The sequence below is a fragment of the Pelagibacterium mangrovi genome, assembly GCF_036662815.1.
Lineage (GTDB): Bacteria > Pseudomonadota > Alphaproteobacteria > Rhizobiales > Devosiaceae > Pelagibacterium > Pelagibacterium mangrovi.
On the sequence record NZ_JBAFXA010000007.1, the window covers coordinates 31,312 to 49,026 of the forward strand.

A 17,715-nucleotide genomic window follows, 5' to 3' on the forward strand; every position below is an offset into this window, starting at 1 on the left:
CCGTTTCTGTTCAGCTTGGCGTCAGTTTGACGGTGTTACCAACAGATTTCGCAGGGCCGCTGGAAGTGGCCGCGACTTTTGCCGGGGGGCAAGGGAGATAACCTTATGAACTTCAAACAAGTGCTCTTGACCAGTACTGCCATGCTCATGCTCGGCACCCCTGTGGCGCCGCTTTTTGCGCAGAGCAGCAGTTCCACCATCACCGTCGCACAGGCGGCGCCGCCGGCCTTGGCTGGCGCCATCGGAACCTATCGCGAAGCTCAGGCCGCCGTTGCCGCCGCCCAGCAGGCAGGTGGCGACGTCGCTGCCGCCGAAGCTGCTTTGGCTGCCGCTGAGAACGAACTCGGTGCGCTGTGCTCGGCAATAGGCCAGGGCGATATCGAATCGTGCATCGCCATGTTCGAAAGCGGCGGACTCGAAGCGCCTGCCGAAGAGCCCGCTCCGGCTGTGGAAGAAGCCGCTCCGGTCGAAGAACCGGCCCCAGCCCCCGCTGAGGAACCTGTTCCCGCGCCCGTCGAAGAGCCTGCCCCAGCACCGGTTGAAGAGCCGGCACCGGCACCTGTCGAAGAACCCACGCCGGTCGAGGAACCTGCTCCGGCTCCGGCCGAGGAGGTCGCCCCTGCCCCCGTGGAAGAACCGGCTGCTGAACCCGTTGAAGAGCCGGCTCCGGTTGAGGATGCGGCACCTGTTCCCGCCGAAGAACCCGCTCCCGTTGAAGAGGCCCCGGTCGAAGAGCCGGTCCCTGCCCCCGAAGCGGTAGAGCAACCTGCTCCTGAACCCGCTCCCGAGGCTGCCGAAGAACCAGCCCCGGAAGCCGAACCCGTACCCCTTCCGGCGCCCGTTGAAGAACCGGCGCCCGCCCCCGACGCGGAAGCTCCCGCACCGGAGGCCCAGCCTGCCGAACCCCAGCCCGCTCCGTCCTCGGAAGCCCCCGGCTCGCTCCTTGATGCCGTCGCCGCCTATGAGACCGCAGCGGCCGAATATCAGGCGGCAGCGGCAGCCGGTGGCGACGTCACGGCGTCGGCTCAGGCTGTGGCGGATGCGGAAGCCGAAATCGGCGCCATTTGTCAGGCCTTGGGTCAGACCGATCTTCAGGCCTGCCTCGCCGGCTTCGGCATCGAGCTCGAACTCGTCGATCTCAATGCCCCCGTAGTGACCGAACCCGCGGCCCCCGAAGGCGAAGCCCCTGTCGAAGAGGCTCCCGCCGAGGAACTCCCCGCTGAAGAAGCCCCGGCTGAGGAATTGACCGACGATATCGTCCTCGATGGTGACGTGCAGGGCGAAATCGTGCCCGAAGGCACCGACGTCGAAAACGTCGCCCCGCTGCTCGACAGCCAGAAGGACGCCGCCGCCGGTCTTCTCGAAGAGGAAGCTCCGGTCGAGGCCGAAACACCGGCTGAACCCGAGGTCGATGCACAGGCTCCCGCCGATCAGCCTGCCGAAGCCCCCGTCGAGGCACCGGTCGAACCGGCTGCACCCGTCGAAATCAACGTCGAGGAAATCCCCTCGATCGACGAAGAACAGGCAGAAGATCGTCAGCAGATTTCCATTCAGGAAATCGAGGAAGCCGCCGAGGCCGCTGCAGGTGCCACGCTTACCGAGGGCGCTGCCCAGCCACAGGCTGCCCAACAGGGCGGCGTGCTCGTCGGCCCGGTTCGCGAAGGCCCCTCCAATGCGGAGATCATCGCAACCATCGGCCTTGCGACCATTTTCGCGATCGGGGCCAATCAGTTCATCGATACCCCCGATACACCTCGCATCGTCTATCCTGACGACCAGGAATACTACTATGAGGACCTGACCGAGGGGCGCACCCGCGAGGTCATCCTGCGTGCCGATGGCAGCCGCATCGTGACGATCCGCGATCGTTACGGCGACATCGTCCGCCGTTCGCGCATCGAGCCCGACGGGCGCGAAATTCTGCTGGTCTATGTCGACCCCAGCTATACCCGCTACGACGAGCAGGGCCGCTGGATCGATCCGGGCCGTCAGCTTCCCCCGCTCCAGCTCAACATTCCGCCGCGTGAGTATGTGCTCGATGCATCCTTCGCCGATCAGCAGCAGGTCGCCCAGTTCCTCGACCAGCCGCCGGTGGAAACCATCCAGCGCTACTACACCATCGATGAGGTCAAGCGCTCGGCCCGCCTGCGCGACATGGTCCGCCGGCTTGAAATCGGCGACCTGACCTTCGAAACGGCCAGCGCCACCATTTCCCAGAGCGAGATCGGTACGCTCTCGGCAGTGGCCAACGCGATGTTGACGCTGATCCAGCAGAACCCCGCCGAAACCTTCCTCATCGAAGGTCACACGGACGCGGTCGGCTCCGATCTCTCCAACCTCGCCCTGTCGGACCGCCGCGCGGAGGCCGTCGCCTACGCCCTCACCCGGGTCTATGGCATCCCCGCCGAAAACCTGGCGACCCAGGGCTATGGCGAGCGGTATCTGAAGGTGAACACGCAGAACGAGGAACGCACCAACCGCCGCGTCACGATCCGCCGGATCACCCCGCTGGTCACCCCGATGACCGGCAACGCCGGCTGATCGAGCCGATCGATAACGATGAAAGGGGCCGGAGCATCCACTCCGGCCCCCTGTTTCTAAGTCCCTATGGCGTCAGTGGCCGCCATGTTCGGCCAGCCAGGCCTCGAGCTGAGCAATCTCGGCTTCCTGCGCCGCGATGATCTCCTCGGCCAACGCGGCGATCTCAGGGTCGTCTCCATGTTCGAGAACGATGTTGGCCATATCGATGGCCGCCTGATGATGCGGGATCATCCCCACGGCGAAATCGACATCGGCATCGCCGGTGTAGTCCATTTCGCCCATAGCCTCATGCATCCGGTCCATCGCCTCCATATAGGCAGTGACCGAAGGCTCCGTGCTCTCGCCCATATCGTGCCCGGCATGAGCATCCTGGGCGATGGCGGGAAAAGCGAAGGCCGATCCGAGCACCAGCCCGGCACTGATAAGCAGCTTGTGCATTTTCATATCCTTTCAATGTGCATAGCGATTTCCGCACGCTCATGCGTGCCGCGCCAGCTCGCCTGCGGCGGTCGCTCTTGCGGATCGGTATGCATTGGCAGGCGCAGCTCCCCGGCGGACGGCTTGGGGACCGAGGGAGAACAGCCGGACGGCCCGACGACTTCGGAAGGCTCCAGCGCAAAGCAGCACAATGCGGCGCTGCAATCGGCGCCGTCATGATCCATAGCGGGCGCGCCGTGTTCATGCGCCATATGCTCATGCGGCCCCGGCGCCGCCATGGCCGTAACGGCAAGACTGCTTGAGATGAGCAGCAGAACGGCAAGAACTGTCCGGGCAAAAATTTTCATCGCTTCACGGGGTGCCGCAATATGGTTTTGAGCCTCCCCGGATCTGCCCTTCGTGGGTCGGAAAGGTAGATTTCGTGGTGCTTGCCCACTGGTTTTAACCCATTTTGCGGCAAGAATTCAGCATGAAGCTTTTCGAGCACGGGTCCCTCATCGTCATAGGGACCGATATGGAGTACCTGGGCGGCCTGCCCCTCCTCCAGTTTCTCGACCCGTAACCTGTCGAGCGCCGGCGGCGCCTTCTTGCTGCGCACGGTTTCGATGGTCCTTTCGATCATTGCCGGCCCCAGCCAATCGGGCAGCATGATCATCATGGTCCAATCCCATTTGTCCTTTTCCCGCGTTACAAAGCTCTCCATGTCCGAGGCCCACCACAGCCCCTCGAGCGGCGGCACGACATAGTCCCGTTCGAGCTGCTTTTTCGACGCGAATTTGAGGGCATAGGCGACCGAATAGAGCGTTTCGACGGCTTGAGCATAGCTGCGTTCGGTATTGGGATTGCCATGCCCGTCGATCATGAGGAAGCGCATGGCGGGCACTTCGACCAGATGGATGCCCATTCGCATCGTCGGCCCATACAGCGTCTTGAGATGTTTTTTAAAGTCGGTCTTTTCCATGCAGGGCAGCTCCCTCGGCGCCACGAACGATAATCAGACCCTTAAAAATTGGAAAGAATTCTTGCGCGCTTTGCCCGACATCCCCATTTGTAACCTGAGCCAATTCGGAGAAACCAATGTTTGACATCGACAAGATCATGACTGCCCTCAAGACCGATCCCAACATGCAGCGCACGGCAGGCGCTGGCGCCGCGGGGCTTGCGGCAGGCATGTTGCTGGGTGGGGGCGGCATGAAGAAGGTGGCCAAATATGGCGCCCTCGCCGCGATCGGCGGATTGGCCTACAACGCCTGGCAGAAAAGCCGCCAGAATAATACCGTCGCCGATGTCGAAACGCCCCCCGAGGGCCCTTTCATGCCCGCCCGCAATGACGAAGCCGGCCAGGAAGCTCTGGGCAAGGCCCTCGTGCGCGCCATGATCGCCGCCGCCAAGGCCGATGGCCGCATCGATGCCGATGAAAAGGAGCGCATCTTCCAGCGCCTTGAGGATATGAACCTCTCCGCCCAGGAAAAGGCATTCGTCTTCGACGAACTCTCGACCCCGCTCGATATCGAAGCCGTGGTCCGTGGCGCCGATACCCCCGAACATGCAGCGGAAATCTACGCCGCGTCTCTGGTCGCCATCGAAGCCGACACAGCCACCGAACGCGCCTATCTCGACACTTTGGCCAACCGGCTCAGCCTGCCCGACGCCCTGGTGGGGGAAATCCACAAGGCCGCCGCCCGCTAATGTGGGATCGGATGGGCTCCCCTATTTCGGGAACGAAACGCGCCGTGAGCCCTTATTATTAACGGCTCACCAAGGAGGCTGGCGATGACCTATCTCGATCCGGAACAGTCCCGTCACGGCCCGACACCCGGGCAGATCGTGCTGCGCATCCTCGCGGCGCTGGCCTTGGTGGCATTCGGGTGGTTCGCATTCACCGTCGGCGATAACGACGGTACGGGCCGCCCCGAAATAATTCAGGAACCGGCGGCCCGCCCCTTGTGAGCCGGCCCGCTCCTACTTCTTGCCGCTGCGCTTGATCGAAGTGATCTTGAGCGGCGGCACCCCCGATTTTTCCGATATCGCCCGGTCCTGATCCATAATCGCGGTCAGCGCGGGCTCATCTCCGTCCAACCCGCCCAGCAGGCTGGCGTCGACCTTCCTGTTGGATCGTTGGCTTCCGTCCTCATAGACGATGTCGAAAAGCACGAATTCGGTGCGCACGGTTGGTTTCTTGGCCATGATTGGTCTCCAAAATGAAACAGGCCCGTCGCTATATGCGACAGGCCATAGGGAAGTGTTGGGAAAATTCCTCAGGCGAACAGCGTTTTGCCCTGCTCGCGGATGATCTGCCGGCCCTTGCTCAGCGTCGTCGCGACGCAGGCCTCTTTGTCGGCGAATTTGTCGGCGCGGACGAAATTGTGGACCTTGAGTTCGCCATCGATCTCTTTTTCGATAGTGCCGGCCACCTGATACTCACCACCGCTGCGCATCAGGATCGCCTTGATGACATAACCTTCGAACTCTTCCTCGCCATCGACCGTCGAGGAGGTCCCCACCTTGTCCGAACCGCCGCCGAACAGCTTCTTCAGAAACGACATCTCGGTTTCTCCTAACATGCGCGGGGCGGCTCTCGGCCGCCCCTCTCGATTGGTCTTGAAACCTGGCCCTACCCGGCTCAGTTGTCCAGGAAGCTCCTGAGCTTCCTGCTCCGGCTCGGATGCTTGAGCTTGCGCAGCGCCTTGGCTTCGATCTGACGGATACGCTCGCGCGTCACCGAAAACTGCTGGCCGACTTCTTCCAGCGTATGATCGGTGTTCATCCCGATCCCGAACCGCATGCGCAGGACGCGTTCTTCGCGCGGCGTCAGCGATGCCAGAACCCGCGTCGTCGTTTCGCGCAGGTTCGACTGGATCGCCGCGTCGATCGGCTGGATCGCATTGGTATCGGGAATGAAATCCCCAAGGTTGCTGTCTTCCTCGTCGCCGATCGGCGTTTCGAGGCTGATCGGCTCCTTGGCGATCTTGAGAACCTTGCGCACCTTGTCGAGGGGCATCTGGAGCTTTTCGCTCAGCTCTTCCGGCGTCGGCTCGCGTCCGATCTCATGGAGCATCTGGCGCGACGTGCGCACGATCTTGTTGATCGTCTCGATCATGTGCACCGGAATACGGATGGTGCGCGCCTGATCGGCGATCGAACGGGTGATCGCCTGCCGAATCCACCACGTCGCATAGGTCGAGAACTTGTAGCCGCGCCGGTACTCGAACTTATCGACGGCCTTCATCAGCCCGATATTGCCTTCCTGAATCAAATCAAGGAATTGCAGCCCGCGGTTCGTGTACTTCTTCGCGATCGAGATCACGAGACGCAGATTGGCTTCCACCATCTCCTTCTTGGCGATGGCCGCCTCGCGCTCGCCCTTCTGCACCTTGGAAACGATGCGGCGGTATTCGGCGATATCGAGACCGGTTTCGGTGGCCAGCGTCTGGATTTCCCCGCGCAGCTCATCGATCGTCGCACGCTCGCGCGCCACGAAATCGGGCCAGCCCTTGTCGCCCCGCCCACCGACCTTGTCGGCCCAGTCAGGATCGAGCTCCGAGCCGTAATAGGCATTGAGGAAGTCGTCGCGCTTGATCTTGTAGCTTTCGGCCAGCCGCAGCAGGCGTCCTTCGTTGCGCACGAGCCGCTTGTTGATGTCGTAAAGCTGCTCGACAAGGCTTTCGATACGCGAAGCATTGAGCGACAGCGACTTGACGTCAGCGATCACCTGTCCGCGCCAGGCTTCCAGTTCCTTGACCTCGCCCGCGTCGAGCGATTTGGCGGCAAGCTGGTCCTCGACGTGCTGGTCCTGGACCTTGCGCATCCGGCCATATGTCTCGGCGATCCGGTCGAAAGTCTCGACGACTTGCGGCTTGAGTTCCGCTTCCATGGCCGAGAGCGAGAGATTGTTCTCGTACTCGTCGTCCTCGTCGTCTTCTTCCGGAGCCGCGCCCTCTCCGCCTTCGCCATCCTCGGAGGATTTGGCGGAACGTTCGGAGCGCTGGGCCGGCGCTTCTTCCTCTTCGTCCTCGTCGTTCGTGCCGGCGGCCGGCTCGGCCATCTTGGCATCGGGGCCGGCATAGGTCGCTTCGAGGTCGATGATGTCGCGCAGAAGGATTTCGCCTTCGGCCAACTGATCGCGCCAGATGATAATGGCCTGGAAGGTCAGCGGGCTCTCGCACAGGCCCGCGATCATCGTCTCGCGACCCGCTTCGATGCGCTTGGCGATGGCGATTTCGCCCTCGCGGCTCAAAAGCTCGACCGATCCCATCTCGCGCAGATACATGCGCACCGGATCGTCGGTCCGGTCGGAACCCGATTTGGTGTTGGAGGTATTGGCGACCGCCGTGCTGCCGGTGGTGGCGATTTCCCCGCCTTCATCGTCGCTGCTGTCGGCCTCGGCCTCTTCGACCTCGTCCTCGTCGACGACATTGATGCCCATGTCCGAGAACATGGCCATGATGTCTTCGATCTGCTCGGAGGTCACTTCCTCGCTGGGCAGAACGGCGTTGATCTCTTCATAGGTCACGTAACCGCGCTTCTTGGCGGTCTTGATGAGCTTCTTGACCGCAGCATCGGAAAGGTCGAGAAGCGGTCCATCGGGACCCTCTGTCTGCGATTCCGGCTTGTTGTCGGTTTCGGTCTTGGTCTGGTTGGCTGCCTTGGTGGCCATATAGTTCGCTCTCCTGAGCCGCACCGTGGTCTGCGGCACTGGTGTCATCGCCTGATGATCGCACTGGAACTGGGATTGAAAGACGATTCAGGGTTAACACTTCGCTTCTTTATGGCGAAAAGACCCTGAAATCCGGTTCGAACCCGTTTTGTGATGGAGCGCTCCATACACGCAAAAACGCGCGGACACGAATCATCTTTTTTAAAGACTTCGTGTCGCACGCCCGGATAACGAACCAAATCCTTCTATCAATGCCTCTGTACCGTCGACACTGGAAATCTGATTCTGGATGTCGCGCAGCCGTTCGAATGCGTTTTCGCTCAGGTCTTCGCCTAGCGCCAGTTCGGCCGCTTTGAGTTCCCTATTTAGTTGAACCGATTTGTAATGCAAGGCCAGCGCGTGCTTTAATCCTGTCTCCGCATCGATTTGCGCGCTGTCCGCATCCGCTTGCCATACGCCCTGACGCGCCAGAAGGTTCCGCATTTTGTCGAGCACGGGCCCAAGCCCGCGCGCGATAAGCGCCTCGGCCACGCCATTGGGGCCCAGATCGGGATGGACCGTGACGAGATCGAGAAGCGCCGCCAGAACCTGCCGCGCCGGCAGCGACCGGAATTCGATTTCCGCCAGCCCTTCCAGCCGCGACTGGGCCAGTTCGGGGTGGTTGACCACGCTCATGATGATCACCGCCTCGCGGGGAATCACGTCCGGCGCGTTGCCACCCTTCAAAAGCCGCGAATTGCGCAGCGTATCGGAAACCAGCATCTTGGGGTTGCCCCGCGCGCCCAATCGCCGCTGGTCATAGCCGCCCCGCCCCCGCCCGCCCTGATACTGGCCGCGCGTGGAAACAAACAGCGAGGAAATCTTTTCGTCGAACGCCTGGCTGTAATGCCGGCGCACCGAAACATCGGCGATCCGTGCGGCTCTTTCACGCAGGCGGGCCTCCAGCGCCGCGCGCTGCTCGGGCGCTTCGGGAATGCCCCCAGCCGTTTCCATCCCCCACACCGCATCGGCCAGCGACCGCCCGCCTGCGATGAGGTCGGCAAACGCCTGGCGCCCCTGCTGCTTGATCAAATCGTCGGGGTCCAGCCCTCCCGGCAGCGTCACGATCTTGATCGATTTTCCCGGCTTGAGCATGGGCAGCGCGATATCGATCGAACGCTCCGCCGCACGCATGCCTGCGCTATCCCCGTCGAAACACAGCACCGGAATATCGGTCATCCGCCAGAGCAAATTGAGGTGATCCTCGGTCAGCGCCGTCCCCAACGGCGCCACCGCGCCCTCGAACCCGGCCGCCACCGCCGCGATCACGTCGAGATAGCCTTCGACCACGATCAGCGGTTTGCCGTCATAACCCGCCTGCCGCGCCGCCTGGCCATTGTAGAGGGTCTGGCGCTTGTGAAAGAGCTCGGTTTCCGGCGAATTGAGATATTTCGCCGCCACATCCGCCGAAAGCGCCCGCCCGCCAAATGCGATCACCCGCCCGCGAAAATCGGTGATGGGAAACATCAACCGGTTGCGGAACCGGTCATAGGGCACCGGAATATCCTCACCATGCACCACAAGCCCGGTATCGGCCATTTCCTTTGCCGATACCCCATTGGCGGCCAAAAACTCCTTGAGCCCGTTCCGGCTGTCGGGCGCATACCCGATCCGGAACCGCTGCTGCATGCTCCCCGAAACCCCGCGTTCAAGCAGATATCCACGCGCCCGCGCGCCGACATTGTGCGCCAGCGCCTCGATGAAATAGGCTGTCGCCAATTCCATCACGTCATAGAGCGACCGCCGCGCCTCCGCGCGCTTTTCGGCCTTCTCGTCCCGCGCCGGCATCGGCACGCCGGCGCGCCCCGCCAGAAGCTCTACCGCCTCGGGAAAACTCATCCCCGTCTTTTCGGTCAAAAACCGGAAATGATCCCCACTGGCCCCACACCCAAAGCAGTGATACCGCCCGCGCCGATCGTCGGCATGGAAACTGGGGCCCTTTTCACCGTGAAACGGACAACACGCCCACATGTCGCCCTTGCCGGGCTGCGATTTACGCTTGTCCCAAAGCACATGCTCGCCCACCACCTGCGTAATGGGCAGCCGGTTACGGATCTCATCCAGAAAGGCATCGGAAAAGCGCATGGCCTATAAGGTAAGTATTGACTTACTTCCTGTCACGCGAAACAGCGGCCTTATGCACGGTCTCCACACCCACCCGTTCCGATAGCCAGACCTTGATCAGCGATTGGTAAGGCACATCGCGCCTGTTGGCCTCGATTTTGATGCTTTCCAGCAGCGATTGTGGAAGGCGCAAGGAGATGGACGTCGAAGACGGTTTCAGGTTCGGCATGCGCACACGCTCGGCCTTGGACCAATCAATGTACTCGGCTGAATCATGGCTTTCCCAAAAGGCTTTTTCTTCGGCCTCATCCGAAAAGCTCGGCATTGGCTTAAACGTGTTTGCCATAGACCATTCTCTCCTTGCGGCTCATGTCGCGGGCCGAAATGACGCGGATCAGCGTCCCGTTGCTTCGCACCGTGAACGTCATGTGCAGGAGCCGCCCCGCATCGGTGTGCCCCAAGGCATGATATCGCATTTCATCGCGACTATGAGCGGGATCGCCGAGAACGAGCAGGGGTTCGTTGAAAAACACCTGCTCGCCCTCGAGTCTGGAAACGCCATGCTTGTCATGGCTCTTGGTCTCGTTTCCACGATCCCAGTCAAATCCAGCGATCTGCGACCAATCGATCATGAATGTATATAATCAGTATATACATTTCTGTCGAGTCAGTGCCCGGTCTGCCAGAGCTTCCAGGCATAGCCGAACAGCGCGAAGGAAAAGATGATCATCATCACGCCGCCCACCATCACCATGGCGAGCGCACCCACCAACGGCGCGAAAAGCAGCAAAAGCCCGAACAGCACATAGAGCACGCCCGAGAGCAGCACCGGCCAGATCTTGGCGTAAAGCTCGCGCTCTCGGATGACCGTCACGATCTCCATCACGCCCACGAAAATCGTTTCGAAGGCGAGGAGATAGATGAGGAACGTGGCGGTGACGAGCGTGCCCAGCAGGGGCGAGATCAGGATGAGGATACCCACGATGATCGCCAGCACGTTCCGGACGACGTCGAACCAGAAATTTCCGGTTTTGGCGCCGCCGAACGTGATGGCCCACAGGCCCAGCACGCCGTCGATGACGAACAGCGCCGCCGCGACCGTCGTCAGCACCAGCAGCGCCGGTCCGGGGAACAGCACGGCATAAATCCCCGCGATGAGCATGAGCACACCACGCAGGCCGGTCAGGATGGAAGGAAAACGAGAGGACTTCGGTTCATCAGACATGGAAAACCCCACAAGCCGCAACAACGGGGGAACCATACGCCTGATTTTACTTGCGGAAAACCCTCAGGCCCCGAGCTGAGCCTTCACCTGTTTGGAGGCCTGCCCGAAATCGATCTGGCCGGGATATTTGGCCTTGAGCACGCCCACGACCTTGCCCATGTCCCGCAATCCCTCGGCACCGGTTTCCGTGATCGCACTTTTGATCGCCGCGTCGATTTCCGCTTCGGTCAGCGGCTTGGGCAGGAATTCCCTGATGGTCTCGATTTCCTCGCGCTCCTGCGCCTCGAGTTCGGGTCTTCCGTTCTGGGCGTAAAGGATTGCCGATTCCTCGCGCTGCTTGACCATTTTCTGCAGGATCGCGAGGATATCCTCGTCGGTGATGCCGTCCCTGCCCTCGCCGCGCGCCGCGATCTCCCGGTCCTTGATCGCAGCGTTGATCAACCGCAGCGTCGTGGTCCGGCGCCCGTCGCGGGCCTTCATGGCGTCCTTCATGGCAGCACTGATCTGATCGCGCATGATCGGCATCCTTTGTATTGGTTCGGTGCGTGCCGCTCCTATACTCCAAACGTTCCGGCAAAGCCAATTGCGTTCGTGGTTGACCGCGCCTGCCCCTTCAAATAGGTTCGCTCAAATTCAATATAGGGCGGATAGAACCACCAAACGGCAAGCTTGGCCGGCGGTTCCGTGTGCCCGAACCCGCGCGTTTCACAGCGGCGCCACCTTAAGGAGAATCCCCGTGTCCGGTTGGAAAGAATCCGCCCCCACCGCAGTCCTCATCCTCCGCGACGGGACGCGCCTCAAGGGCCGCGGCATCGGAGCGACGGGGATGGCGGCGGGCGAAGTCTGCTTCAACACGGCCATGACCGGGTATCAGGAAATCCTCACCGATCCCTCCTACGCCGGCCAGATCATCACCTTCACCTTCCCCCATATCGGCAATGTCGGCGCCAACGATGAAGACATCGAAACCGTCAACATGGCCGCTGCCTCGGGCGTGCGCGGCGCGGTGATCAAGGCCGATATCACCAGCCCCTCGAACTACCGCGCCGCCGAAAAGCTCGATGCCTGGCTCAAGAAGCGCGGCATCGTCGGCATCGCCGGGCTCGACACCCGCGCCCTCACCGCGCTGATCCGCGACAAGGGCGCGGCCGATGCCGTCATCGCCCACGCGCCCGATGGCCAGTTCGACGACGCCGCCCTCAAGGCTGAACTGGACGCCTTCCCCGGTCTCGAAGGTCTCGACCTCGCCAAGGAAGTGTCCACCACCCAGACCTATCGCTGGGACGAGACCCGCTGGCGCTGGGGCGAGGGCTATGGCCGGCTCGAAGATCCCCAGTTCCACATCGTCGCCATCGACTACGGTGCCAAGCGCAACATCCTGCGTTCCATCGCCGATCAGGGCGCCCGCGTCACCGTCGTGCCCGCCACCGCGACCGCCGAAGACATCATGGCCCACAACCCCGATGGTGTGTTTCTCTCAAACGGCCCCGGCGATCCCGCCGCGACCGGCCAATATGCGGTGCCCACCATCCAGAAGATCATGGAAACCGGTACGCCGGTCTTTGGCATCTGCCTGGGCCATCAGCTCCTGGCCCTCGCCCTGGGCGCCAAGACCCAAAAGATGCATCAAGGCCACCACGGCGCCAACCATCCGGTCAAGGACATGACCACCGGTAAGGTCGAGATCACCTCGATGAACCACGGCTTCGCGGTCGATAGCACCAGCCTGCCGGCGGGCGTGAGCGAGACGCACGTCTCGCTCTTCGACGGCTCGAACGCCGGGCTCACCGTGGACGGCAAGCCGATCTTCTCGGTGCAATACCACCCCGAGGCTTCCCCCGGCCCCCACGATTCCCACTATCTGTTCACGCGCTTTCTCAATCTCGTGCGCGAACAGAAGGGCCAGCCGGCGCTCGCCGAATAGGCTTTTTCGCCCCGCCACCGCGGCCGGCAACCTCCTTGGCGGCGTCGACCACGACGCCGCGCAACCACATATGCCGCGGCTCATCCTGATGACGCTCGTGCCAGACCAGGCTCATTGTGAAAGAGCCCAGGTCCACCGGCGGCGGCAGGACGACGAAGCGCGCCATGCCGGCCGCTGCCTGCGCGAGACTGGCAGGCAGTGTCATCACAAGGTCGGAGCGTGCAGCGATCTCCACTGCCGCCAGAAAGCTCGGCACGCGCACACCGATCCTGCGGGTGCGCCCCATGCGCGCCAAGGCCTCGTCCATGGGAGCCGGGCCGACTCCGGTGACGCTGATGACGATATGAGCAAGCTCCAGATATCGCTCCAGCGTCAACGTGCCCTCCGCCGCCGGATGGCCGACCCGCATCAGCGTAACGAAGCCGTCGTCATAGAGCCCGCGCCGACGGATACCGGCAGGCGCGTCATCGATCACCCCCACAATGGCATCGACAGCATCCTTTTCGAGCGCCTCAAGCAGCGCGGCATCCGGCTGCACGATATCGAGGTTAAGCGCGGGCGCTTCGGCGGTGATCCGGGCAAGCAAGCGCGGAGCCAGCACGCCGGCCTGGAAATCGGGCATCATCAGACGCACCTGCCCGGTTGCGCCCGCCGGATCGAACGGCCGCGCATCGAGCAGATCGCCGACGCCGGCCAATAGTCGCCGCAGCACCGGCTGCATCCGCTCGGCGCGAGCGCTGAGCACATAACCCTGCCGCGCTTCGACAAGCACCGCGTCCGAAAACATCGCGCGCAACCGCGCGAGCGCACGGCTTACCGCCGGCTGGCTCATGCCCAGCCGTTCGGCTGCCCGTGTCACGCTTCTTTCTTCCAGAAGCGCTTCGAGGATCACCAGCAAGTTGAGGTCGAGTTTCCGTAAATCCACTTCACGCATACTGACTATATATCGCATGCATTGGACGCATGACAGCGCACCTCGGTATTCTTCCGCCACATCAACCGAAACGGAGAACGGAAAAATGCACGTGGTATTTGGAGCAAGCGGAAGGGCCGGCGGAGAAACGGCAAACGCCCTAATCGAACGCGGCCATCGCGTACGCGTGGTGGTCAGGCGCCCCGAACAAGGCGAGCGCTGGAAACAACGGGGTGCCGATGTCGCCATCGCTGATTTCGACGATGTGGCCACGGTGGTCGCCGCGCTGGAAGGCGCCTCCGCGGCCTTCCTGCTCAGCCCACCGCCGGTCAGCGGCGATCCTTATGCTCGCGCCGCGAAAGTCAGCGCAACGCTCGCCGAAGCTGCCGACAGAGCCTCCCTTCCCAGGGCCGTGTTGCTGTCCTCCATCGGCGCACAACTCGACCAGGGCACCGGCGTGATCGCCACGCTGCACCAGTTCGAAACCGCTCTTGAGAACGCCGCGCCGGACGTGGCCTTCCTGCGCTCGAGCTATTTCGTCGAGACCTGGGAAGAAGTCGCCCAGTCCGCCGTGGCCGATGGCGTCCTGCCCAGTTTCCTCCCGCTCGACCTCAAGATTTCCATGGCGAGCACGACCGACGTGGGCCACGCCGCCGCCCAACTCATGAGTGAGAGTTGGACGGGCAAGCGCATCGTCGAACTGTTCAGTCTCGCCGACTGGACGGCGACCGACGTGGCGCACGCCTTTGCCACCGCCCTCGGCCGCCCGGTGCAAGCCGTCTTCGTCCCGCCGGAACAACGCCCCGCGCTCATGGAAGAAACCGGCGTGCCCCGCGAAGTCGCCGATGCCTTGCTCGGCATGTATGAGGGGATCGAAAGCGGTCGCATAGCTCCCGAAGGAGGCCACGAAACCCGGCATGGCACCACGACGCTGGAACACGCCATCGGCCGCATCGTCGCCGATATCAGGGTCGCGGCCCAATAACGGCTGGCGCAATCTAGAGATGCCGGGTCTCTGCCGGCGTCTCCCACCAATTGTCGTTGAGCCCGTCATAATAGGTGACGGGCGCAGCGATCAGCTCCTCCGGCGTCGCGTCATCGAGAGCCGCGACGTTGATCGAAACGCTCTCACCATCGTTCCACTCCGCGGCGGCCACCCGCCCGAACGGGGTGATGCCGCAATGGGGGCAAAACGATTTCCCCGCTGAATTGGGCTCCAGAAGCGCCTCGCCCTCCAGCGCCCGGAACGCCTCGGGCTTGACGCTCACGCTCCACCACCTCCGCTTGCGGCAGCTCGTGCAATTGCATTTCCCCGTCCCCTCGGAGAGGTCGATGTCGGCCTCGAAACGGATCGATCCGCACTGGCAGCTTCCGTGATAGGTTTTGGTGCTCATCGCTTCGGTCTTCCCTTCAGGTGTTGACGGAAACGACCCTACCCCCACGCCATGACAACTCCTGTCAGCAGGCTACATCCACCAACCTCGCGTAAATTCTCGATTCCGAAACAACCACTTACCCCGCGCTTCGGATTCAGGACCGAAGCGCCCTTGCCTCATGGTTCAACTTCAGGTTTCGCGGTCAGATCGCTCCCGAGAACGTGTCGCACTGCCCCGGATCGCCGGCCGAATAACCGCGCGCGAACCAGTCCTGCCGCTGCGCCGAAGTCCCATGGGTGAAGGTCTTGGGAACGACCACGCCCTGCGTGCGCCGCTGGATGGCATCGTCCCCGATCTGCTCGGCGGCATTGATCGCCTCTTCGACATCCCCGCTTTCGAGCAGGTTTTCTTCCCCGATATAGTTTGCCCACACACCCGCATAGCAATCGGCCTGCAATTCGATCCGCACCGAATAGGCGTTGGCCTCCTCCTGGCTCATCGATTGAATGGCCCGCGAATACTCCGGCAGAACGCCGGTGAGGTTCTGAACGTGATGCCCGATCTCATGGGCGATCACATAGGCCTGCGCGAAATCGCCCGGCGCCCCGAACTGGCTCCGCAGCGTCTCGTAGAACGCTAGGTCGATGTAAACTGTCTGGTCGTTCGGGCAGTAGAACGGCCCCGTGCGCGCATCGGCCATCCCGCATCCGGATTGATCCATGTCCGTGAACAGAACCACGGTCGCGGGCACATAGGTCGATCCATTTTCCAGGAACACCTCGGTCCAGAGATCTTCGGTGTCCTGAACCACCACGCCGACGAAATCGGCAAGGTCGTCCTCGCCGGCCTCGGGCAGCGGACGCGAAACCGAACCGGTCCCGCTCGTCCCCGTCCCCAGCGATCCATCGAGCAGCGACAGCGGGTTGATCCCCAACGCCACGCCAATGATGAGGATGATGACGATCGCCCCGATCCCCAAGCCGCCGCCTGCCCCGCCTCCAGTGGGTATGCGAAAGCCGCTGCCCCCCGCCGACCGGCCGAACATGCCGCCGCTCGCGCCGCGCCGGTCCTGCACATTGCTCGAGCGTTTGCGTCCCCGCCACTTCATGTCGTCACTCCTTGCCCCAAACGTTCGGCAAATTGCCGCCCGCACCCTCTACGGGATCGGTTCGCGGCAGTGGAACGCGCGCCAGATTCTGCATCGCCATATCCCACTCGCCCTCTTCGCCTTTGAGAATATCCCAATCCTGACCGGGCGGATACGCACCCACGACGGCGAATTCCCCACCGGAATCGTCGAGCCTGTGCGCCACCCCTGCCGGAATGACGATCACATCGCCCGCTTCGATTGCGACGAGCCGCCCGCCGGGCCCACCCAATTCCAATTTCGCCCATCCCGAGGCGGCACCCAAGGTTTCATGGGCCGTGGAATGGAAATGATGGTAGTCGAAAATCGTATCGACCCACTGCGGCGGCCAATCGTTGCGGGCAAAAACCGCTTTGACGGCCTCTGCCGTAACCGGTCCGGCCACCGTCCCGCGATAAACCAGCACGGGCAACTCGCTATTGGGAAAATACCCATTGCGCCCCAGTGTCATGGTTTCGACGCCGGCTGTCATTGCGTGACGTCCACATCCACCTCCGGAACATCGACCGCCGGCACGTCGATGGAAACCGAGCCACCCTCGCCGCCCGAATTGGCATTGACGAAATAGATGACGCCGATGACCACGATCAGCGCCACGACGATCACGGCGATCAATCCGCCCCCACGCCCTCCACCTCCGCCATCGGTGACGACGACAGTTTCACGATCCCGTTCGATCATTTTTCAATTCCTTTGGGTCTTGCTTTCACCCGGAAAACGGAAAGCCCGAACCAAAGTTCCTCTGCGGCGGTTGAAGCGCGGTTCGGCGCCGCTGCCCCTTCCTGCCGAATCGTGAGACATGAACACACCGTCCGGAGGCAATCATGGCTGAAATCATCATCCGCAACGCAACGGCAGATGACCTGCCCTTCATCATAGACCACATAGAATCCGACAGCGTGGCCGGCTCCACCGAAGATGTGTCGAACCCGCAAGGCCCCGCCTATCTCGCTGCGCTCGCCGCCATCGATGCGGACCCCAACCAGATGCTGTTGATCGCGACTTTGGAGGGAGAGCCGGTCGGCACCTTCCAGTTGACTTTTACCCCCGGCATCGCGCGCAAAGGCGCCTGGCGCTGCACCGTCGAGGCCGTGCACGTCTCGCCCGCGCACCGCAACAAACGTATCGGCGAAAAGATGATGAACTGGGCCGCCGAGGCCGCCCGCGCCCGAGGCTGCATCCTGGTCCAGCTCACCTCCAACAAGCAAAGAACCGACGCCCACCGCTTTTACGAACGCCTCGGATTTTCCAAAAGCCACGAAGGGTTCAAGCTCTATCTGTGAACCCACCCCACGCCGGGGCAAAAAAGAATCCGCGCCATAATGCTGGAAATCGGCCCAAGCTTGCTCTAAGGAGACCGCCTAGCCAACGTTCTGAGCGCATCCAGCAAA

At 62.3% G+C, this 17,715-nt stretch carries 22 protein-coding genes; 6 read left to right on the forward strand and 16 right to left on the reverse strand.

The genetic code is table 11. The features are described 5' to 3' along the window. The first annotated feature begins 105 nt into the window (after nt 1–105). Nucleotides 106–2,541, forward strand: coding sequence for an OmpA family protein (locus tag V4T21_RS13160; protein WP_332717552.1), 2,436 nt, complete (start codon nt 106–108; stop codon nt 2,539–2,541). 72 nt (nt 2,542–2,613) lie between these two features. Here the strand turns inward: V4T21_RS13160 and copM are convergent, their stop codons facing one another. The 3 genes from copM to V4T21_RS13175 are packed head-to-tail and all read right to left on the reverse strand — an operon-like array spanning nt 2,614 to nt 3,940. Continuing rightward, a complete protein-coding gene (copM, locus tag V4T21_RS13165; RefSeq protein WP_440589655.1) occupies nt 2,614–2,979 on the reverse strand; it encodes a CopM family metallochaperone in 366 nt (121 codons plus the stop codon). Between the two features lie 2 nt (nt 2,980–2,981). Then, nucleotides 2,982–3,326, reverse strand: a complete 345-nt coding sequence (locus V4T21_RS13170) for a hypothetical protein (protein ID WP_332717556.1) — start codon at nt 3,324–3,326, stop codon at nt 2,982–2,984. After that, on the reverse strand, nt 3,323–3,940 hold the full coding sequence (locus V4T21_RS13175) for a GyrI-like domain-containing protein (protein WP_332717557.1): 618 nt from the start codon (nt 3,938–3,940) through the stop codon (nt 3,323–3,325). The genes V4T21_RS13170 and V4T21_RS13175 overlap by 4 nt, the downstream gene beginning before the upstream one ends. A 116-nt stretch (nt 3,941–4,056) precedes the next feature. On the opposite strand from V4T21_RS13175, the gene V4T21_RS13180 reads away from it, so the two are divergent. Together V4T21_RS13180 and V4T21_RS13185 are read left to right on the forward strand one after the other, a co-directional pair. Beyond that, complete coding sequence (locus V4T21_RS13180; protein ID WP_332717559.1) at nt 4,057–4,668, forward strand: tellurite resistance TerB family protein; 612 nt, start codon at nt 4,057–4,059, stop codon at nt 4,666–4,668. 84 nt (nt 4,669–4,752) lie between these two features. Beyond that, nucleotides 4,753–4,929: a hypothetical protein gene (locus V4T21_RS13185; RefSeq protein WP_332717560.1), complete on the forward strand. Its 177-nt coding sequence runs from the start codon at nt 4,753–4,755 to the stop codon at nt 4,927–4,929. Nucleotides 4,930–4,941: 12 nt separating this feature from the next. Here V4T21_RS13185 and V4T21_RS13190 read toward each other — a convergent pair whose 3' ends face one another. The 8 genes from V4T21_RS13190 to V4T21_RS13225 form a co-directional block, all read right to left on the reverse strand. Then, nucleotides 4,942–5,166 (reverse strand): hypothetical protein, encoded by a 225-nt coding sequence (locus V4T21_RS13190; protein ID WP_332717561.1) that lies wholly within the window; start codon nt 5,164–5,166, stop codon nt 4,942–4,944. Between the two features lie 71 nt (nt 5,167–5,237). Further along, nucleotides 5,238–5,525, reverse strand: coding sequence for an HlyU family transcriptional regulator (locus V4T21_RS13195; RefSeq protein ID WP_332717562.1), 288 nt, complete (start codon nt 5,523–5,525; stop codon nt 5,238–5,240). Nucleotides 5,526–5,602: 77 nt separating this feature from the next. Further along, nucleotides 5,603–7,636: an RNA polymerase sigma factor RpoD gene (gene rpoD, locus V4T21_RS13200; RefSeq protein WP_332717563.1), complete on the reverse strand. Its 2,034-nt coding sequence runs from the start codon at nt 7,634–7,636 to the stop codon at nt 5,603–5,605. A 201-nt stretch (nt 7,637–7,837) separates the two neighbouring features. After that, on the reverse strand, nt 7,838–9,760 hold the full coding sequence (gene dnaG, locus V4T21_RS13205) for a DNA primase (RefSeq protein WP_332717564.1): 1,923 nt from the start codon (nt 9,758–9,760) through the stop codon (nt 7,838–7,840). Nucleotides 9,761–9,782: 22 nt separating this feature from the next. Then, nucleotides 9,783–10,085: a type II toxin-antitoxin system BrnA family antitoxin gene (gene brnA / locus V4T21_RS13210; protein WP_332717565.1), complete on the reverse strand. Its 303-nt coding sequence runs from the start codon at nt 10,083–10,085 to the stop codon at nt 9,783–9,785. Next, nucleotides 10,069–10,371 carry a BrnT family toxin gene (locus V4T21_RS13215; protein ID WP_332717566.1) on the reverse strand — a complete coding sequence of 101 codons (303 nt, stop codon included), beginning with the start codon at nt 10,369–10,371 and terminating at the stop codon, nt 10,069–10,071. The genes brnA and V4T21_RS13215 overlap by 17 nt, the downstream gene beginning before the upstream one ends. 35 nt (nt 10,372–10,406) lie before the next feature. Beyond that, entirely contained in the window at nt 10,407–10,964 is a 558-nt protein-coding gene (locus tag V4T21_RS13220) for an HdeD family acid-resistance protein (RefSeq protein ID WP_332717567.1), read from the reverse strand. 63 nt (nt 10,965–11,027) lie between these two features. Next, nucleotides 11,028–11,483: a GatB/YqeY domain-containing protein gene (locus tag V4T21_RS13225; RefSeq protein ID WP_332717989.1), complete on the reverse strand. Its 456-nt coding sequence runs from the start codon at nt 11,481–11,483 to the stop codon at nt 11,028–11,030. Between the two features lie 217 nt (nt 11,484–11,700). Between V4T21_RS13225 and carA the strand changes: the two genes are divergently transcribed. After that, entirely contained in the window at nt 11,701–12,888 is a 1,188-nt protein-coding gene (carA, locus tag V4T21_RS13230) for a glutamine-hydrolyzing carbamoyl-phosphate synthase small subunit (RefSeq protein ID WP_332717568.1), read from the forward strand. Here carA and V4T21_RS13235 read toward each other — a convergent pair. Next, on the reverse strand, nt 12,842–13,822 hold the full coding sequence (locus V4T21_RS13235) for a LysR family transcriptional regulator (RefSeq protein WP_332717570.1): 981 nt from the start codon (nt 13,820–13,822) through the stop codon (nt 12,842–12,844). The genes carA and V4T21_RS13235 overlap by 47 nt on opposite strands. 85 nt (nt 13,823–13,907) lie before the next feature. Between V4T21_RS13235 and V4T21_RS13240 the strand changes: the two genes are divergently transcribed. Next, entirely contained in the window at nt 13,908–14,786 is an 879-nt protein-coding gene (locus V4T21_RS13240; protein WP_332717571.1) for an NmrA family NAD(P)-binding protein, read from the forward strand. A 13-nt stretch (nt 14,787–14,799) separates the two neighbouring features. On the opposite strand, the gene V4T21_RS13245 is transcribed toward V4T21_RS13240, so the two are convergent. From V4T21_RS13245 to V4T21_RS13260, 4 genes are all read right to left on the reverse strand, one after another. Further along, nucleotides 14,800–15,195: a GFA family protein gene (locus tag V4T21_RS13245; protein ID WP_332717573.1), complete on the reverse strand. Its 396-nt coding sequence runs from the start codon at nt 15,193–15,195 to the stop codon at nt 14,800–14,802. Between the two features lie 184 nt (nt 15,196–15,379). Then, the gene (gene ypfJ, locus V4T21_RS13250; protein ID WP_332717575.1) at nt 15,380–16,285 is read right to left on the reverse strand and encodes a KPN_02809 family neutral zinc metallopeptidase; all 906 of its coding nucleotides are present in this window, start codon (nt 16,283–16,285) and stop codon (nt 15,380–15,382) included. A 4-nt stretch (nt 16,286–16,289) separates the two neighbouring features. Beyond that, on the reverse strand, nt 16,290–16,796 hold the full coding sequence (locus V4T21_RS13255; protein ID WP_332717577.1) for a hypothetical protein: 507 nt from the start codon (nt 16,794–16,796) through the stop codon (nt 16,290–16,292). Then, nucleotides 16,793–17,005 carry a hypothetical protein gene (locus tag V4T21_RS13260; protein ID WP_332717579.1) on the reverse strand — a complete coding sequence of 71 codons (213 nt, stop codon included), beginning with the start codon at nt 17,003–17,005 and terminating at the stop codon, nt 16,793–16,795. The genes V4T21_RS13255 and V4T21_RS13260 overlap by 4 nt, the downstream gene beginning before the upstream one ends. 143 nt (nt 17,006–17,148) lie before the next feature. Between V4T21_RS13260 and V4T21_RS13265 the strand changes: the two genes are divergently transcribed. Continuing rightward, the gene (locus V4T21_RS13265; protein WP_332717581.1) at nt 17,149–17,607 is read left to right on the forward strand and encodes a GNAT family N-acetyltransferase; all 459 of its coding nucleotides are present in this window, start codon (nt 17,149–17,151) and stop codon (nt 17,605–17,607) included. The last annotated feature ends 108 nt before the right edge of the window (nt 17,608–17,715 follow it).